The sequence below is a fragment of the Kamptonema formosum PCC 6407 genome, assembly GCF_000332155.1.
Classification (GTDB): domain Bacteria; phylum Cyanobacteriota; class Cyanobacteriia; order Cyanobacteriales; family Microcoleaceae; genus Kamptonema; species Kamptonema formosum.
On the sequence record NZ_KB235904.1, the window covers coordinates 506,208 to 521,182 of the forward strand.

At 44.8% G+C, this 14,975-nt stretch carries 12 protein-coding genes; 6 read left to right on the top strand and 6 right to left on the bottom strand.

Annotated features, from left to right (window positions below; all coding sequences use genetic code 11):
* Together OSCIL6407_RS30990 and OSCIL6407_RS0119170 are read left to right on the top strand one after the other, a co-directional pair.
* A partial coding sequence (locus tag OSCIL6407_RS30990; RefSeq protein WP_148288946.1) for an inorganic phosphate transporter occupies positions 1 to 672 on the top strand: 672 nt, incomplete at its 5' end.
* Between the two features lie 436 nt (positions 673 to 1,108).
* A complete protein-coding gene (locus OSCIL6407_RS0119170; protein WP_007357895.1) occupies positions 1,109 to 2,875 on the top strand; it encodes an EamA family transporter in 1,767 nt (588 codons plus the stop codon).
* Between the two features lie 411 nt (positions 2,876 to 3,286).
* On the opposite strand, the gene OSCIL6407_RS0119175 is transcribed toward OSCIL6407_RS0119170, so the two are convergent.
* Together OSCIL6407_RS0119175 and OSCIL6407_RS0119180 are read right to left on the bottom strand one after the other, a co-directional pair.
* Entirely contained in the window at positions 3,287 to 4,114 is an 828-nt protein-coding gene (locus OSCIL6407_RS0119175) for a sulfurtransferase (protein ID WP_007357896.1), read from the bottom strand.
* A 166-nt stretch (positions 4,115 to 4,280) separates the two neighbouring features.
* Positions 4,281 to 5,108, bottom strand: coding sequence for a hypothetical protein (locus OSCIL6407_RS0119180; protein WP_007357897.1), 828 nt, complete (start codon positions 5,106 to 5,108; stop codon positions 4,281 to 4,283).
* Positions 5,109 to 5,395: 287 nt separating this feature from the next.
* Here OSCIL6407_RS0119180 and OSCIL6407_RS0119185 point away from each other — a divergent pair, with 287 nt between their 5' ends.
* The 3 genes from OSCIL6407_RS0119185 to OSCIL6407_RS0119195 all read left to right on the top strand — a co-directional run bounded on the left by OSCIL6407_RS0119185 (position 5,396) and on the right by OSCIL6407_RS0119195 (position 8,794).
* Positions 5,396 to 6,262 (top strand): tRNA (5-methylaminomethyl-2-thiouridine)(34)-methyltransferase MnmD, encoded by an 867-nt coding sequence (locus OSCIL6407_RS0119185; protein WP_007357898.1) that lies wholly within the window; start codon positions 5,396 to 5,398, stop codon positions 6,260 to 6,262.
* A gap of 101 nt (positions 6,263 to 6,363) precedes the next feature.
* A complete protein-coding gene (gene glmU, locus OSCIL6407_RS0119190; RefSeq protein ID WP_007357899.1) occupies positions 6,364 to 7,755 on the top strand; it encodes a bifunctional UDP-N-acetylglucosamine diphosphorylase/glucosamine-1-phosphate N-acetyltransferase GlmU in 1,392 nt (463 codons plus the stop codon).
* A 154-nt stretch (positions 7,756 to 7,909) separates the two neighbouring features.
* Positions 7,910 to 8,794, top strand: coding sequence for an ROK family protein (locus OSCIL6407_RS0119195; protein ID WP_019487551.1), 885 nt, complete (start codon positions 7,910 to 7,912; stop codon positions 8,792 to 8,794).
* A 144-nt stretch (positions 8,795 to 8,938) separates the two neighbouring features.
* Here OSCIL6407_RS0119195 and OSCIL6407_RS0119200 read toward each other — a convergent pair whose 3' ends face one another.
* From OSCIL6407_RS0119200 to OSCIL6407_RS37220, 4 genes are all read right to left on the bottom strand, one after another.
* The gene (locus OSCIL6407_RS0119200; protein WP_007357901.1) at positions 8,939 to 9,361 is read right to left on the bottom strand and encodes a hypothetical protein; all 423 of its coding nucleotides are present in this window, start codon (positions 9,359 to 9,361) and stop codon (positions 8,939 to 8,941) included.
* Positions 9,362 to 9,550: 189 nt separating this feature from the next.
* Positions 9,551 to 11,260: a CTP synthase gene (locus OSCIL6407_RS0119205; RefSeq protein WP_007357902.1), complete on the bottom strand. Its 1,710-nt coding sequence runs from the start codon at positions 11,258 to 11,260 to the stop codon at positions 9,551 to 9,553.
* 201 nt (positions 11,261 to 11,461) lie between these two features.
* A complete protein-coding gene (locus OSCIL6407_RS0119210) occupies positions 11,462 to 11,899 on the bottom strand; it encodes a hypothetical protein (RefSeq protein ID WP_007357903.1) in 438 nt (145 codons plus the stop codon).
* 155 nt (positions 11,900 to 12,054) lie between these two features.
* A complete protein-coding gene (locus OSCIL6407_RS37220; protein ID WP_234708821.1) occupies positions 12,055 to 12,429 on the bottom strand; it encodes a hypothetical protein in 375 nt (124 codons plus the stop codon).
* On the opposite strand from OSCIL6407_RS37220, the gene OSCIL6407_RS0119220 reads away from it, so the two are divergent.
* Positions 12,418 to 14,808 carry a VIT domain-containing protein gene (locus OSCIL6407_RS0119220; protein WP_234708822.1) on the top strand — a complete coding sequence of 797 codons (2,391 nt, stop codon included), beginning with the start codon at positions 12,418 to 12,420 and terminating at the stop codon, positions 14,806 to 14,808. The two genes, OSCIL6407_RS37220 and OSCIL6407_RS0119220, sit on opposite strands and share 12 nt — an antisense overlap.
* The last annotated feature ends 167 nt before the right edge of the window (positions 14,809 to 14,975 follow it).

Consider the following 14,975-nt stretch of genomic DNA (forward strand, 5'->3'; position numbering starts at 1 on the left):
CGGGGGAGATGGGGAGATAGGGAAGATGGGGAAGATGGGGAAGATGGGGAAGATGGGGGAGGTAGGGAAGATGGAACAGGGAAGACGCAGATTTCCCCTCTGCCCCCCGCCCCCTCGCTCCCCCTCCTCCCCTCGCCCCCCGCCCCCCTGCCTTCTTCCTTAATTGAGCGACAAATGGGGCGATTTCAAGTTCTCAGTGCTTGTTTTGTGGCTTTTGCTCACGGCTCGAATGATGTAGGGAATGCTGTAGCACCCTTAGCTGCGATCGCCTACATTCGCCGTACAAACTCCATTCCTATAAATGATTTCAATGTTCCCCTATGGATTCTAGTGCTCGGAGGTATCGGCATTGTCACAGGCTTAGCCATCTGGGGCAAAAAAGTGATTGCTACCGTTGGCGAAGGCATAATTGAACTACAGCCTAGTGGTGGCTTCTGTGCAGAATTAGCTACCGCCACTACAGTTTTAATCGCTTCCCGCTTAGGTTTGCCCGTTTCTACATCCCATGCTTTAGTCGGTGCAGTCGTAGGAGTGGGACTTGTTAGGAGTTGGAAATCAGTACAATTTCAAACTTTGCAGTCAATTGGCTTAGCATGGGTAATTACCATCCCGATCGCTACGGCTTTAGCGGCTGTTATTTTCAGCCTAACTCGCCTCTTTCTAGGTCTTTAATACTGATATTGCCCAAAGGTTTAAACTCCTGGCGGGTCTAAGTCCTCTTTGCTGTTACCTTAATTGGGATAAACTCTTTATGGCAATAGTTTCCAGGCGGTATCAGCGCCCCAGTTGGTGTTGTAAGATGGCTTCTAATTCCGTAAAGTGTTCTTGAGGCGATCGCAAATCTTTAAATCTCCAATCACGCACTACTATTAGATCACGTCATCATAACTTCCTTCAAAATGGAAACCCATTGCCTTTAGGCGTGGATGATGATGTAAATATCACTCCTTAAGGTCAATCGCTAACCGCTAACCCTCGTAACGACTATAGCGGCAAGTTGAAACAGCCTAATCGATCAAAATCAAAATTAATTCACTGGTATTTTGGATTTGATTTGCCAAAATACTAGGAATAATGAACAAGCAGATAGATTAGAGGTTACAGGCAAATGGCGCAACGGGACAAGCAACCGCTCAGACCCGGAGCAGGGGATGCAACATCGGCTGAAGAAGTCCTGAATTCTGTGATTCAGGAACTAGAAACTCTACATCAAAATGTTAGAGGTCAATTAGCCGAAGACATAACCCGGCTCCAAACAGAGAAAACGAGCTTGATTGAGGATATTGACAGACTGCGGGATCAATACCGCCAATTGCAGTCGCAGCAAGTCGAAACCCTCTCTCAGCGATACATATACCAGCAGCAATTGTGGCTTAAGCAGTTGGCTCAAGTTTTGGCCAATAACTTGCAAGAGTTGCTAGTGCAACGATTTAACGAACTCAGTGCCAATTCTGTACAGGGAATGAATCTGGCTATCCCCAGTGGGGAGTTCCCGACTCCAATTCTGGTGAATAACTATAATGAACGAGCCACGGAGTTACTGGCTTCGCTAGATGCGAGTGTCAACAGGACTTTCGATATGATGGATCGGGATTTGAGCAGTTATGAGAGTAGCTTGTCTCAACGACTCAGAAATATGGAAGGTATGGAGCGCCAAGGGGAGGCTCTGTTGGAGACTCTGGTTAACCGCCTCCGAGTGGAACTCCAAGAGGAAGTTGATGCAACTTTCGATCCGAGAGATTACGACAGTACGGATACGACTAACTCATTACATCCCGAACCACCTTCTCCTCCAATTCGGAAGCCTTTACCAGAGCCGACTTCGCCGCCACCTGCTCCTGCTCCAGCGAAACAACCGGCTTCTCAAGTTCAGGTAGGTTTGTTGCTGGCTTTAATTTCGGCGGTGGTGCTATCGCTATTTAATGTTTCCTTGAAGATTATCCTCAAGGCTAAGGCTCCCCGGATGATTTTTGGGTTATTCCAGGTGCAGGGTGTGGTTTCTCCTGGTTTCGGAAATTCGCTGTTGATTCTGTTGATCCGGTTGATTGTGGTGATGGCTTTGATGCCGATTTTGGCAACTTTCCTTTATCCGTCGGTGTGGAAGGATTTAAGGCGGTTTATCGATAATGGCGATCGCGATTTGTGGACTAAGGTTTTAGGTAGTGCTTTCTTTTTGTTTTTGTCTCAGGTGTTGATCTATATCGCGATCGGCAATATCCCGACGGGGGTGGCGATCACGATTTTCTTTATTTATCCGATTGTAACGGTGCTTGCTTCTTGGGGACTATTTGGCGATCGCCCTACGGTACTTCGCATTTTAGCAATGTGCGTGATTAGTGGCGGGTTATTGTTAGCAGCGGTTCCTAGTTTTGGTCAAAAGGCTATTGGCGATGTTGGTTTAGGGGTGGCGGCGGCTGTAGGTGCTGGCGTTACTTTTGCTGGCTATGTGTTGTTGACGCAAATGGCCGCTGGGAAACTGCACCCGATTCCTTTCAGTTTGGTTAATTTTGCAGCTATCTTTGTCTTTTCTGCTGTCAGTTTAATACTGTTACCTTTGGGCATTGGGATGGGATTGCCCACAAATTTAGCTGTTTTTGTCGATCCTAATGTCTGGAGTGGGCTGCTTTTTGGCGGTTTCCTTTTAGGGGTGCTGACGCTATTTAGCTATTTGTTGAATAACTTTGCAATCCGTTTTGCGGGTGCGGCGTTAGCGTCGGTGATTGGAACTTTAGGCCCGGCGTTGACAGCTTTGTTTGCTTTGGTGATTATTAATGAGAAAATACCTTTCATCCAGGTTTCGGGATTAGCACTCGTAACTTTGGGTGTTGCTGGTATGAGTCTTGAAAGAATGCTTATGCCGAAGAAAACAACCTGAAGCTATAGCAACCGCTTTCAGCGGTTAGGGGCTACGATGCTCCGATGCTCAGGACTAGGGAAGAAGAGGAAGAAGGGAATAGAATTAAGGGTTTGAGGAAACTAGAATGTCCTAACCACCTTGGCGGTTGCTATATATTGCTTTAAGCAGGACTTACGCACCCAACCAAGGAAACCGGGTTTTTTACGAAAATACTTCGCCCGTACCCACAGATGCCTCAAAAACCCGGTTTCTGGGACTCCCTGCGTAAGTCCTATTTCAGTTGCGATCGTTATCAAGGTTGAAAGTTTAAGGCGCAAGCTGATGACTTTCAACCTTTAATTTTATAGCCGAAGGAAGAAGGAAGAAGGAAGAAGGAAGAAGGAATGTTTGCGAAACCCATCACCACAGTTAACAGTTAACCGTTAACAGTTAACTGTTAACCAAATATGAACACCAATCACTCCAACTACCGGCATAAAGTTTAGCATCGCGAATACCTGCTATTTCTAAAGATAAAAGGTTGACGCAGGCTGTCACGCCGGAACCGCAATATACGATGATTTCTTCTGCTGGTTCTATTTGCGCCCACCGCTGTTGCTGTTCTACTTGCGATCGCGCTTTCCCTCCCTCTCCTGTCACTTCTTGCCAAGGGTAATTTACCGCACCGGGTATATGTCCAGCTATGGGGTCTATGGGTTCGCGCAGTCCTTGATAGCGATCGCTTTCTCGCGAGTCTATTAATACTACTCCCGGTTGGTCTTTGCGTGTTTTTACGGTATCAATGTCTACTACCCATCCTGGTTGTAGCTGCGGGACAAAGTTTCCCGGTTGGGGTGTTGGTAGAGTATCAGATGTGGGATATCCGGCTGTTTGCCACGCGCTGAAGCCACCATCAAGAATAGCGACGCGATCGCACCCCATGTAACGCAATAGCCACCACAAACGCGCAGCGAAGGCAAATTTGGAGTCATCATAAGCGACAATTAAGGTGTCGTTGGTAATGCCGATCGCGCTTAATTTTTCCGCTAATTCTGTTGGGTTAGGTAAGGGATGTCTACCGCCATGTTTGCTAACTGGACTGGAAAGATCGCGGTTAAGGTCTAAATAGAATGCTCCAGGGATATGATTTGTTTTATATTGTTGTTGTCCTAATTCTGGATCTGCCAGGGAAAAACGGCAGTCAATAACGATAACTTTCGGGTCGTCTAGATGTGCGGCCAGCCATTCTGGGGAAACGATCGAGTTTATGTCTTGCATAGTTAATTTGTCAAAGTAAATGATGATTTAATTTTAAAATGCTGTGGTTATAAACTATTGCTGAAACTGGGATAATAACCAGCAAACTACCTGACTTTGATTCATCTGGCGAGTGCGCTGTAAAGCTTCATTTAGAAGCAAATAGGTAGTTTTGTCGTTAATTCACTCATCGTTGTCTCTTTCTATTGATAATATTATTTTTGGGTGGTTTTGGTTTTGCAGATTCTTGAGCATAAGCCAGATTTTTTTGATACTCAATGGCTTTTTTCTGAGCTAATTCATAATTCGCACTTTCTGGTGGTACTTTTTTCATCATTGTAACTGCTTCCTGCCACTGGCTTGCTACTAAATTCCATTCTTCCTCTGTTTCCGCTGATTGAGCTAGTTTGGAGGCATTGATGGCAATGTTAACTGCGTTTCGGAAAGACTGAGACTGTGATGGCTTTGGCGCGTTGGTAGCGGTTTGATTGCTAGCATTATCTGCTTTTGTTTCGGTTACAGCTAGCATCTTATTTACAAATACAGCGACGGAAATCCCTAAGATACCGATGACCAGCCCAACTATAATTGTAGTAGTTTTCATTCGGTCTTCACCGATTGGTTCTGGCTGTTTTACTTCTGGGTAGCTAGTAGGTGCTGCTGACATTAGTTCTGGATTTGGGGCTGGTTCGGGGGGAAATGTTAGCATTGAATAGCTGCCTACTTCTAAGCCAAATCCTTGACTCCAGGCTGGAGAATCGCTCCCTCTTTTTTTACCTTCAACTTTTGCTCTTTGAATTGAATCTGGTTCTATGTTTGTGAGTTGGTTGCGGACAAAATCAATGAGTTCGTATCGATCGGGTACTTGCTCTGATTCTAGCATTACTTCTAAGCAGCCATTGGTCAAGTTGGTGGTGAGGGTAATGCCTTGAGGTTCTAGCTGTTGATTGAGCAGAAATGCGATCGCTTCTGGGTTTCCCTGTTTGGCAAGTGCTTGATAATTAGGTTCGTTCATGGCTAAGAATTTGGTAATTGGTAATTGGTAATTGGTAATTGGTAATTGGTAATTGGTAAGAAAGCTGGAATTTCCCAGTCTTCAATCCTTGGTTCCCAATCCCCAATCTCCGTTACCCTAGTTTTTAGTATGAGATATAGCAACCTTATTGGCAGTTAGGACACTTGCTTATTGCCGAAACTCGCTGATTCTATTCCCTTCTTCCCCTAGTCCCTAGCCCCTAGCCCCTAATCCCTAACTATATACAGAAATGTTATAAGATATTAATGAAAAATAAAAGCTCAAGGATGCAAAATACCAGTGCCTTTACACCACAACTAACGGCTGATGGCTCTTTTACGTTCTTTTCACTAGAATTTGGGGAAGCTTTTCATAGCGATCGGGGTGCTAAACAGGAAGCTGAGCTTAAATTTGTGGGCCCTCTCCAACTCAGAGCCAAAGCTACACGACCGACACTGGTTTTGCTTGACGTTTGCTATGGATTGGGGTATAATACGGCGGCAGCTTTGGGGGCGATTTGGGAAGTTAATCCCCATTGTTGGATAGAATGGATCGGTTTGGAGTTAGATCCCGAAGTACCCAAGGCTGCGATCGCGCATCATCTACTTCAAGATTGGTCAGATCCCATTCCCGCATTGCTGGAGGCTGTAGTTCGCGATCGCGACTTGCAAACCGATAAAATCAAGGCTAAACTGCTGATTGGCGACGCTAGGCAAACCCTCCAGCAAGTAGCAAAATCGGGATTTCAAGCAGATGCAATTTTTCTTGACCCTTTCTCCCCACCCCATTGTCCGCAATTGTGGACTGTTGAATTTTTAGGGTTGCTGGCAAAATGTTTAAAGCCGGAGGGGATCTTAGCTACTTATTCTTGCTCAGCGGCGGCGAGGGTAGCCTTGCTGGAAGCCGGTTTGAAAATTGGTTCAACTCCGCCTGTGGGGAGGCGATGGCCGGGAACAGCAGCAAGCTTTTCTGAGGCTAATTTGCCGGGACTTTCAGAGCAAGAGCGCGAACATTTAGAGACGAAAGCAGGGATTCCCTATCGCGATCGCACTTTGTCCGATACTGCCGAAATTATACTGCAACGCCGTCAGGCAGAACAACTAGCCTCACCCAAAGAGCCATCATCCCACTGGAAAAAACGCTGGGCTAGTTAAATTCTTTTGATTTTATAAAGATTTGGTGACAATGCGATCGCCTATCATCTTAAAATGTGTAAACGCCACATCATCATCTACCAGAAATAGTAAATTCTCCCATGATAGCAATAGCAATTTTAGCCGCTGGGCGCGGTACGCGCATGAAATCTGACTTGCCCAAAGTTTTGCACGAATTGGGAGGGCGATCGCTACTCGATCGGGTGCTTTATAGTTGTATTGATATTAACCCATTGCGGCGCATTGTAATTGTTGGCTATCGGGGTGAAATGGTAAAAGAGTCTCTCAGTGGCGATAGACAACCGGAAACAAAGCCAAAATCTGTATCATTTCCGCCACTGGAATTTGTCGAACAAACTGAGCAATTAGGTACTGGTCATGCTATTCAACAATTGTTACCCCATTTAGAGGGATTTACTGGGGATTTGTTGGTGTTAAACGGGGATGTACCCTTGTTGCGATCGCAAACTATCAAACACATGATGAAAATTCACAAAGAACACCGCAATGCGGCTACTTTGTTGACGGCTCACTTGCCTCATCCTCAAGGATATGGGAGGGTATTTGCTGATAGTCACAATCTTGTCAAACAAATTGTAGAAGACCGGGACTGTACGGCAGCGCAAAAACAAAATCATCGAATCAATGCGGGTGTTTACTGCTTTAATTGGCCAAAATTAGCAGAAATTTTACCGCACTTAAAGGCGGACAACGATCAAAAAGAATATTACCTAACAGATACAGTAAATCACCTCGAACCAGTAATGGCCGTAGATGTTGAAGACTATCAGGAAATATTGGGAATTAATGACCGCAAACATCTAGCAACTGCTTACAATATTTTGCAAAGGCGGGTAAAAGATGACTGGATGGCAAAAGGAGTAACACTGATCGATCCTGACAGTATTACCATTGATGATACGGTAAAATTAGAAGCAGATGTAATTGTGGAACCGCAGACGCATCTGCGGGGAAAAACTGCGATCGGATCTGGGAGTCGCATCGGGCCTGGAAGTTTAATTGAGAATAGTCAAATTGGGCAAAATGTGACTGTACTTTATTCAGTGGTTGCAGATAGCACTGTAGCCAATAATTCTCGGATTGGGCCTTACGCGCATTTACGGGGACACTCCGAAGTTGGGGAAAAGTGCCGTGTAGGTAATTTTGTAGAGTTGAAGAATGCAAAATTGGGCGATCGCACTAATGCGGCCCATTTATCCTATTTAGGTGATGCTACTTTGGGTGAGAAAGTGAATATCGGAGCTGGTACAATTACAGCTAATTATGATGGGGTGAATAAGCATCGGACGAAAATTGGCGATCGGACTAAGACGGGTTCTAATAGTGTGTTAGTTGCACCTTTAACCTTGGGTGATGATGTTACTATTGCTGCCGGTTCTGTGGTGACGGATGATGTTCCCGATGATTGTTTAGTGGTAGCTAGATCTCGGCAGGTTGTGAAACCTGGTTGGCGGTTGCAGAAGGAGGAATAAAGACTGGAAGGAACGGTTAAAATGCGCCGCTAGTAGGTTTTGATGTGGTGGAGAAATAGCCATAATTGATTTTGTTAGCATTCCATCAGGATTAAGATCCTACCTACTATTAACAACCAACAACTAACAACTAACAACTAACAAATAACCAATGATGAAACAAGTAATCGGCATCGACTTAGGCGGAACAGCAATTAAACTAGGCAGATTCAGTGAAGACGGCACTTGTCACCAATCCTTAACAGTTCCCACCCCACAACCGGCCACACCAGAAGCAGTTTTAGCTGCAATGGCCGACGCAATTACCGAACTGAACCCAACTGCTAACTCTGTAAAAGCAATCGGTGTCGGTATCCCCGGCCCCGCAGACGCAACTGGCCGCATAGCTAGAGTAGCAATTAACCTCAAAAACTGGCATGATGTCCCCTTAGCTGATTGGTTAGAAGCCAAAACAGGTTTACCCACAGTATTAGCAAATGATGCAAACTGTGCAGGATTAGGAGAAGCTTGGTTGGGTGCCGGTCGTAACTTTAAAAACCTAATTCTATTAACATTAGGCACTGGTATAGGTGGTGCAATTATCCAAGATGGTAAACTATTTGTTGGTCATAAAGGAACCGCCGGAGAGTTAGGATTAATTACCATTAACCCCGATGGCCCAGAATGTAATAGTGGCAATCGTGGCTCTTTAGAACAATATATTTCCATCCAAGCAATTCGCCGCGACACTGGTTTAGAACCATTAGAAGTAGCAAACTTAGCAAAGGCGGGAGATGCTACAGCATTAGAATATTGGCAAAAATACGGTCGATATCTGGGTGCAGGTTTAGCAAATTTCCTCTACATTTTAACACCAGAAGCCATCATTATTGGCGGCGGTATTAGTGCTGGTGCAGAACATTTCTTACCCATAGTCAAAGCAGAAATTGAAAAACGAGTCCTCCCCAGTTCCCGTGAAGGTTTACAGCTATTAATCGCAGAATTAGGCAACCAAGCTGGAATTGTCGGGGCAGCAAAGTTAGCAATTGCTAATTGTTAACAGTTAACTGTTAACTGTTAACTGGTAATTGGTAATTGATAATTGATAATTGTTAATTACCTATCCTCCCCATCCTCCCCATCTCCCCCCTCTTCCCATCTTCCCTAGCCCCTAGCCCCTAGCCCCTAGCCCCTCTCCCCTTCTTTAAGGCATAGAGTGACCGGTTGTTTTTTGGATAAAATCGTGAATTTTTTGATAAGCATCCATGCTAGTTTGTGGATTAATTATAATATTAGTTGAACTATCAGGCAACCAAAAAGATAATCGACCATTAGGTTCCCACACAAATGTACTAATCTGACTTAAATCAATTAAGAATTCCTTGCGGTCATAACTAATAGAAACCCACCAACCTTTAGAGGCACGTTCAGTAGTTTTTTTAATATATTCTAAAACTTGCTTATAAGCATCAGCATTATTTTGAGGGCTAAGAATAATTGGCTGACTGCTATTGGGCAACCAAAATGTAATCCGCTTATTGTCAACTTCACTAGAAAACGCACTAATACTCTCAAGCTCGATTAGGTATATGCTGCGTTCATAATTTATTTTAACCCAGTAGCCCACAAGACCTCCTCAAAGCTGTGAGTTCTGGCATTTCAAATGGCTCAAGTAACTCAAAAGCAAGTAAAAAACAGAAGTGGGTGAGAAAATTTCGTTTAGCCATTGACATCGGGGGGAAGACTATTCCCGGTCGTCAGCCATTAGTATTTAGTTTATGCTAACTACCAATGGCTGAGGGGTGACAACTAATAGCTAAGACACCTCAGCAGGGAAATTTAGGATTGATTCAGGGCTGGCATCCTCACTGCCTGTATCCTTCCCAGAGACTATACCATCTATGGTGGCAACCTCTTCTATTTTGCCAGTTCGAGATTCACTTGCCGCCTCAACAAACCCTTTAAACAAGGGATGGGGGGCGGAAGGTCGAGACTGGAATTCTGGATGGAATTGGGTAGCAATAAAAAATGGATGTTTGGGCAATTCAATAATCTCTACTAAGCGGCCGTCGGGAGATGTACCACTGATTACATAGCCTGTCTCCAAAAAAAGATTACGGTAGGCATTATTAAATTCATACCGATGACGATGACGCTCATAAATCACTTCCTGCTGATAGAGTTTGAAAGCAAGAGTATCGGCATTCAATCGGCAAGGATACAAACCAAGACGCATCGTACCACCTAAATCGACGACATCTTGCTGTTCCGGTAATAAATTAATCACCGGATTAGTAGTATCGGGGTCAAATTCAGCACTGTTGGCATTTTCTAACCCCCCGATACTTCGTGCCCACTCAATCACAGCACACTGCATTCCCAGGCACAATCCTAAAAATGGAATTTGCTTGCGTTTAGCGTATTCGATCGCTGCTATCTTACCATCAACTCCTCGAATCCCAAAGCCGCCGGGTACGACAATGCCATTGATATCATCGAAATAGCTTTCGATCTCTCCTGATTCCAAATCTTCAGAATTGATCCAGTGTAAATTAATATCACTGCCGATCGCGATCGCAGCGTGTCGCAAAGCTTCTACCACTGACAAGTAAGCATCGCTTAACCTGACATATTTCCCAACGATCGCAATATCAATTACCTGAGTCGGACTATACATCCGATTTACCAAAGTCTCCCACTGCGTCAAATCCGGTTGTCGTTGTTCTAGTTGCAGCAAATCCAAAGCTTGTTCCGCTAACCCTTCCTTTTCTAGCATCAGCGGTACTTCATAAATACTTTTCGCGTCGTGAGAAGTGATCACGCACTTTTCCTGTACGTCACAGAAAGTTGACAACTTCTCCTTCATCCCTGGTTGCAAAGGGCGATCGCATCTACAAACCAAAATATCAGGTTGAATCCCAATCGATCGCAAACTTCCCACCGAGTGCTGAGTCGGCTTAGTTTTCATCTCCCCCGCCGCCGCAATCCAAGGTACTAGGGTAACATGAATATAAATCACATTTTTGCGTCCCACATCCCTGCGGAACTGCCGAATCGCCTCCAAAAAGGGTTGGGACTCAATATCACCCACCGTACCCCCGATCTCCGTAATCACCACATCGGGATTCGTATTCTTCGCCACCCGGTGAATGCGTTCCTTAATCTCATTCGTAATGTGCGGAATCACCTGTACCGTCCCGCCGTTATAATCTCCCCGGCGTTCCTTATTAATCACCGCCTGATAGCATTGACCTTGAGTGACGCTGTTCAGACGCGATATCGACGTATCCGTAAACCGTTCATAGTGCCCTAAGTCTAAATCCGTTTCGGCACCATCATCAGTCACGAACACCTCACCGTGTTGAAACGGGCTCATAGTTCCCGGATCGACATTCAGATAGGGGTCTAGCTTCAGAATCGAGACAGAATAATCCCGCGACTTCAGCAAACGGCCCAAGGAAGCAGCGACAATCCCCTTGCCAATGCTGGAAACGACCCCACCAGTCACAAACACAAACTTGGTCATAGGATTTTAGCTTTCAACTTTAGATTTTTCTATCCAACTCCCACTCTAAAATCTAAAAGCCAAAATTGGAAATTGTCTAGCGGGGACTGGGGACTGGGGAACCCACCCAATTTGTAGGATGGGTGAAGAGAAGCGAAACCCATCTTACAAATTTTTGTTAACAGTTAACAGTTAACTGTTAAGAAGGTAAAAGATAACAGTTTAAGGCGTTAAATGTACAGAAACATTAGGAGAAATACCCAGCTTAATATCAACGGCAACCCCCTTAAGGGCTTTGAGATTCAATTTCAGTTGTAGATCCCTAGTAATAAGTAAGGCGTTGAGAATTGTCCCCAAAAGTTTGTTGTTGGGATGATCTGCTATCAGTTTTTGTACCGCTTCTTTATTGATCCGCTCTACCGAACCAGAGAGAGTAGTTCTAATCTCTGGTACAAGTCCCATTTCTACCTTAAAACTCTCCACGCTTAAACCCAGACTTTCTGCCATCGGTAAAACTTTTTGATATTCTTCCAGAATGGCATTGAATTGTTCCTGAGCAGCAGCAGAAATTCCTGCAACTTGTTCAGTTAATTTGCCTGTAGCTCCTTGTGCTTTATCTTTCGCACCCTGTATCGGATTGCCTAGATTTTTGATGTCCATGAGTAAATTTTAGAAAAAACGGGGAATTTTTAACTTGTGCTACAGAAGCATCATCACGATACTTATGCAATCAAAAAACTCTACTTTTTAGTATAGAGAATTAAGCAGGAAAAGTCAACTATTTTTGCTAAAATTTGTTACGATCGTTAAATTGGTTAATTTCTCTCGGCAATAGGAGACTCCATCGCCAAGGCGAACCGAATGAGAGAGGCAAAAATAGTTACTACCAAAGGCTTTAGCAAATAAGCGATCGCCCAAACCATGTCTACTATTGCATTTTCCTCCTGCCTCCTGCCTTCTCCTGCCTCCTCCAACTTTAATTGGTATTGGTCAGGAACGTTTTTTTTGTTACCGGGGTCATGGTACGCAGAGTAAACGCTGTCACATCTGCTATAAAAACTGCTATGAAGTTCGCCCCTATTTTCCCAGTCCAAGGGTTGCTGTCCGTAGGCATCGCACTCATCACTGGCATGGGCCAAGGCTCGCGGGCAACAGACTACAAGCCAAATTTTCTCGTTATGTCTAGCCACTATCCCACTCAAATCCCCCTCCGCCTTGCTAGAGCTGATGCTAACTGCTCTGTTAACGGCTCATCTCAGCCTAAATGTCAACCCAGCGGTTTGTACGTCGAAACTCCTGGCAAAACAGAACAAGTTTTTCCTCTCAAGCATACAGAAGTTAAGGCAAAAATTGCCGGCAATATTTCCCGCGTCGAAGTTTCTCAGAAGTTTGAAAATCCTTTTAATGAACCTCTAGAAGCAGTTTATGTCTTTCCCTTGCCGGATGGCGCAGCGGTAGACGATATGGAAATTAAAATAGGTGCGCGGATAGTTAAAGCTGATATCAAACGTCGGGAAGAAGCTCAAGAAATTTACGAACGTGCTAAACAACAAGGTCGCACTGCTGGACTTTTAGAACAAGAACGAGACAATATTTTTACTCAATCTCTTGCCAATATCAAGCCAGGAGAACAGATAGAAGTTACTATTCGCTACACAGATTCACTCAAATTTGAAGGCGGCGATTATGAATTTGTGTTCCCAATGGTGGTAGGGCCGCGCTACATTCCAGGGACACCAATTCCCCCGAAATCGCCCAATTCAGGAGTTAACACAGATCGCGTTCCCGATGCTTCTCGAATTAATCCGCCCATACTGCCGCCAAACACTCGTTCGGGACATGATATCGGCGTTTCTGTAGAAATTGATGCGGGTTTGGCTATTAGCAACGTCCGCTCTACTTCTCATAAAATTGAAACTGCTGCTAGCGGTAATATAGTCCGAGTTCAACTGGGGAATTTAGATACAATCCCTAATAAAGATTTGATTTTGCGCTATCGAGTGGCTGGCGATCGGACTCAGGCAACTGTGCTGACTCAAGCTGACAAACGAGGGGGACATTTTGCCCTGTATCTTATTCCAGCTTTACAGTACAAAAGTAATGAAATTGTGCCGAAAGATGTTGTATTTTTAATGGATACTTCCGGCTCTCAGCAAGGCGAACCTTTGGTTAAATCTAAGGAATTGATGCGCCGCTTTATCAATGGGCTCAATCCTAATGATACCTTTACGATTATTGATTTTGCTAATACTGCTAAAGCGCTTTCCGTTGCACCTCTGGCAAATACAGCAGAAAATAGGCAAAAGGCTTTAGCTTATATCGAGCAACTGCAAGCTAATGGCGGTACAGAGTTGCTAAATGGCGTTCAAGCAGTGATGAATTTTCCCGCCGCTGAGTCAGGAAGATTGCGGAGCGTTGTCTTAATTACAGATGGTTATATTGGCAATGAAAATGAGGTAATTTCCCAAGTACAACGAAGTTTAAAACCAGGAAATAGACTGTACAGTTTCGGGGTTGGTAGTTCTGTAAATCGGTTTTTACTCAACCGTTTGGCAGAAGTGGGAAGAGGCACTTCTGTGGTAATTCGTCAAGATGAACCAACCCAAGATTTAGTCGAAAAGTTTTTGACAGAAATTAATAATCCGGTGTTGACGAATATTGAAATGGTTTGGGAAGGGGGAGGGGAAAAACCAGAGATTTATCCTCTAGTTGCACCCGATTTATTTGCTAATCAGCCGTTAGTTTTGTTTGGAAGAAAGAGCGATCGCGCTAACGGTCAAATCCGCATTACTGGAACGGTAGCTGGGGGGAAACGCTATGAAAAGAGCGTGCCAGTTAATTTTATGGCGGGGGTAGAACTTCGTCAACGGGAGTCAAATCCACCAAGTGCGATCGCAGATTTTGGCAATCCCGCGATCGCGCAACTCTGGGGACGTTATAGAATTAAAGACTTAATGAGTCAAATGTTTGGCGGCGAGACTACATCTCTGGTGGATGCTGTTACTAATACTGCCCTCACCTATCGCTTGCTGTCCCAATATACGGCTTTTGTCGCCGTCAGCGAAGAGGTGCGGGTAGAACCAGATGGAACTCGTCGCCGCGTCCAAGTCCCCGTAGAATTGCCAGAGGGCGTTAGCTACGACGCAGTTATTGAGCCACAGCAGGAGGCGGAAGCCACCAGAGGCGGTGGAGTGCGGAGTTTGGCCGCGCCTGCACCTTATCCTAGTTCCCTACCCATTGCCCCCAGACGGCCGGAAACTACGCAGAAAACCCCCAGTTCTAATGTAGAGGTGGTAACTGTTGAGGGATTGGATGGAAGTGCGATCGCATCTCTAACTCAACACCTGAAAGCGATAAATTTAGTTAACGGAGTCGGCGGCGATATTATCTTGGAGTTATTCGTTAAAGATGGGCGTGTCGATCGCATTGTCTTAGACGATAAAGCTTCGACGCTGCAACAGAAAGATGTTGTTGATACTTTGAAGCGATCGCTCTTTTCTTGGTCATCTCCTGCGGGGTTGCGTGGGACTATTCGCCTTAAATTGCGAATTGTTCCTATGCCGAATTAAAGACAATCAAGCTGAAATATTCTCAAATATTCGGGATCAAATATTCCGGCGATTGAAATCGCAGCTATACAAACAAAGTCCGCCTACGCGGACTAAGAGGTATGTAGTTGCACTGAAGCGCAACTACATACCTTTGTTGATTATAGCAACCGCTTTCGTCGCTTACG

What these genes read in the sequence shown, in the direction of transcription:
- OSCIL6407_RS0119170 (WP_007357895.1), top strand. Translation starts at nt 1,109, where the DNA reads ATGGCGCAACGGGACAAGCAACCGCTCAGACCCGGAGCAGGGGATGCA.
- OSCIL6407_RS0119175 (WP_007357896.1), bottom strand. Translation starts at nt 4,114, where the DNA reads ATGCAAGACATAAACTCGATCGTTTCCCCAGAATGGCTGGCCGCACAT.
- OSCIL6407_RS0119180 (WP_007357897.1), bottom strand. Translation starts at nt 5,108, where the DNA reads ATGAACGAACCTAATTATCAAGCACTTGCCAAACAGGGAAACCCAGAA.
- OSCIL6407_RS0119185 (WP_007357898.1), top strand. Translation starts at nt 5,396, where the DNA reads ATGCAAAATACCAGTGCCTTTACACCACAACTAACGGCTGATGGCTCT.
- glmU (WP_007357899.1), top strand. Translation starts at nt 6,364, where the DNA reads ATGATAGCAATAGCAATTTTAGCCGCTGGGCGCGGTACGCGCATGAAA.
- OSCIL6407_RS0119195 (WP_019487551.1), top strand. Translation starts at nt 7,910, where the DNA reads ATGAAACAAGTAATCGGCATCGACTTAGGCGGAACAGCAATTAAACTA.
- OSCIL6407_RS0119205 (WP_007357902.1), bottom strand. Translation starts at nt 11,260, where the DNA reads ATGACCAAGTTTGTGTTTGTGACTGGTGGGGTCGTTTCCAGCATTGGC.
- OSCIL6407_RS0119210 (WP_007357903.1), bottom strand. Translation starts at nt 11,899, where the DNA reads ATGGACATCAAAAATCTAGGCAATCCGATACAGGGTGCGAAAGATAAA.
- OSCIL6407_RS0119220 (WP_234708822.1), top strand. Translation starts at nt 12,418, where the DNA reads ATGTCTAGCCACTATCCCACTCAAATCCCCCTCCGCCTTGCTAGAGCT.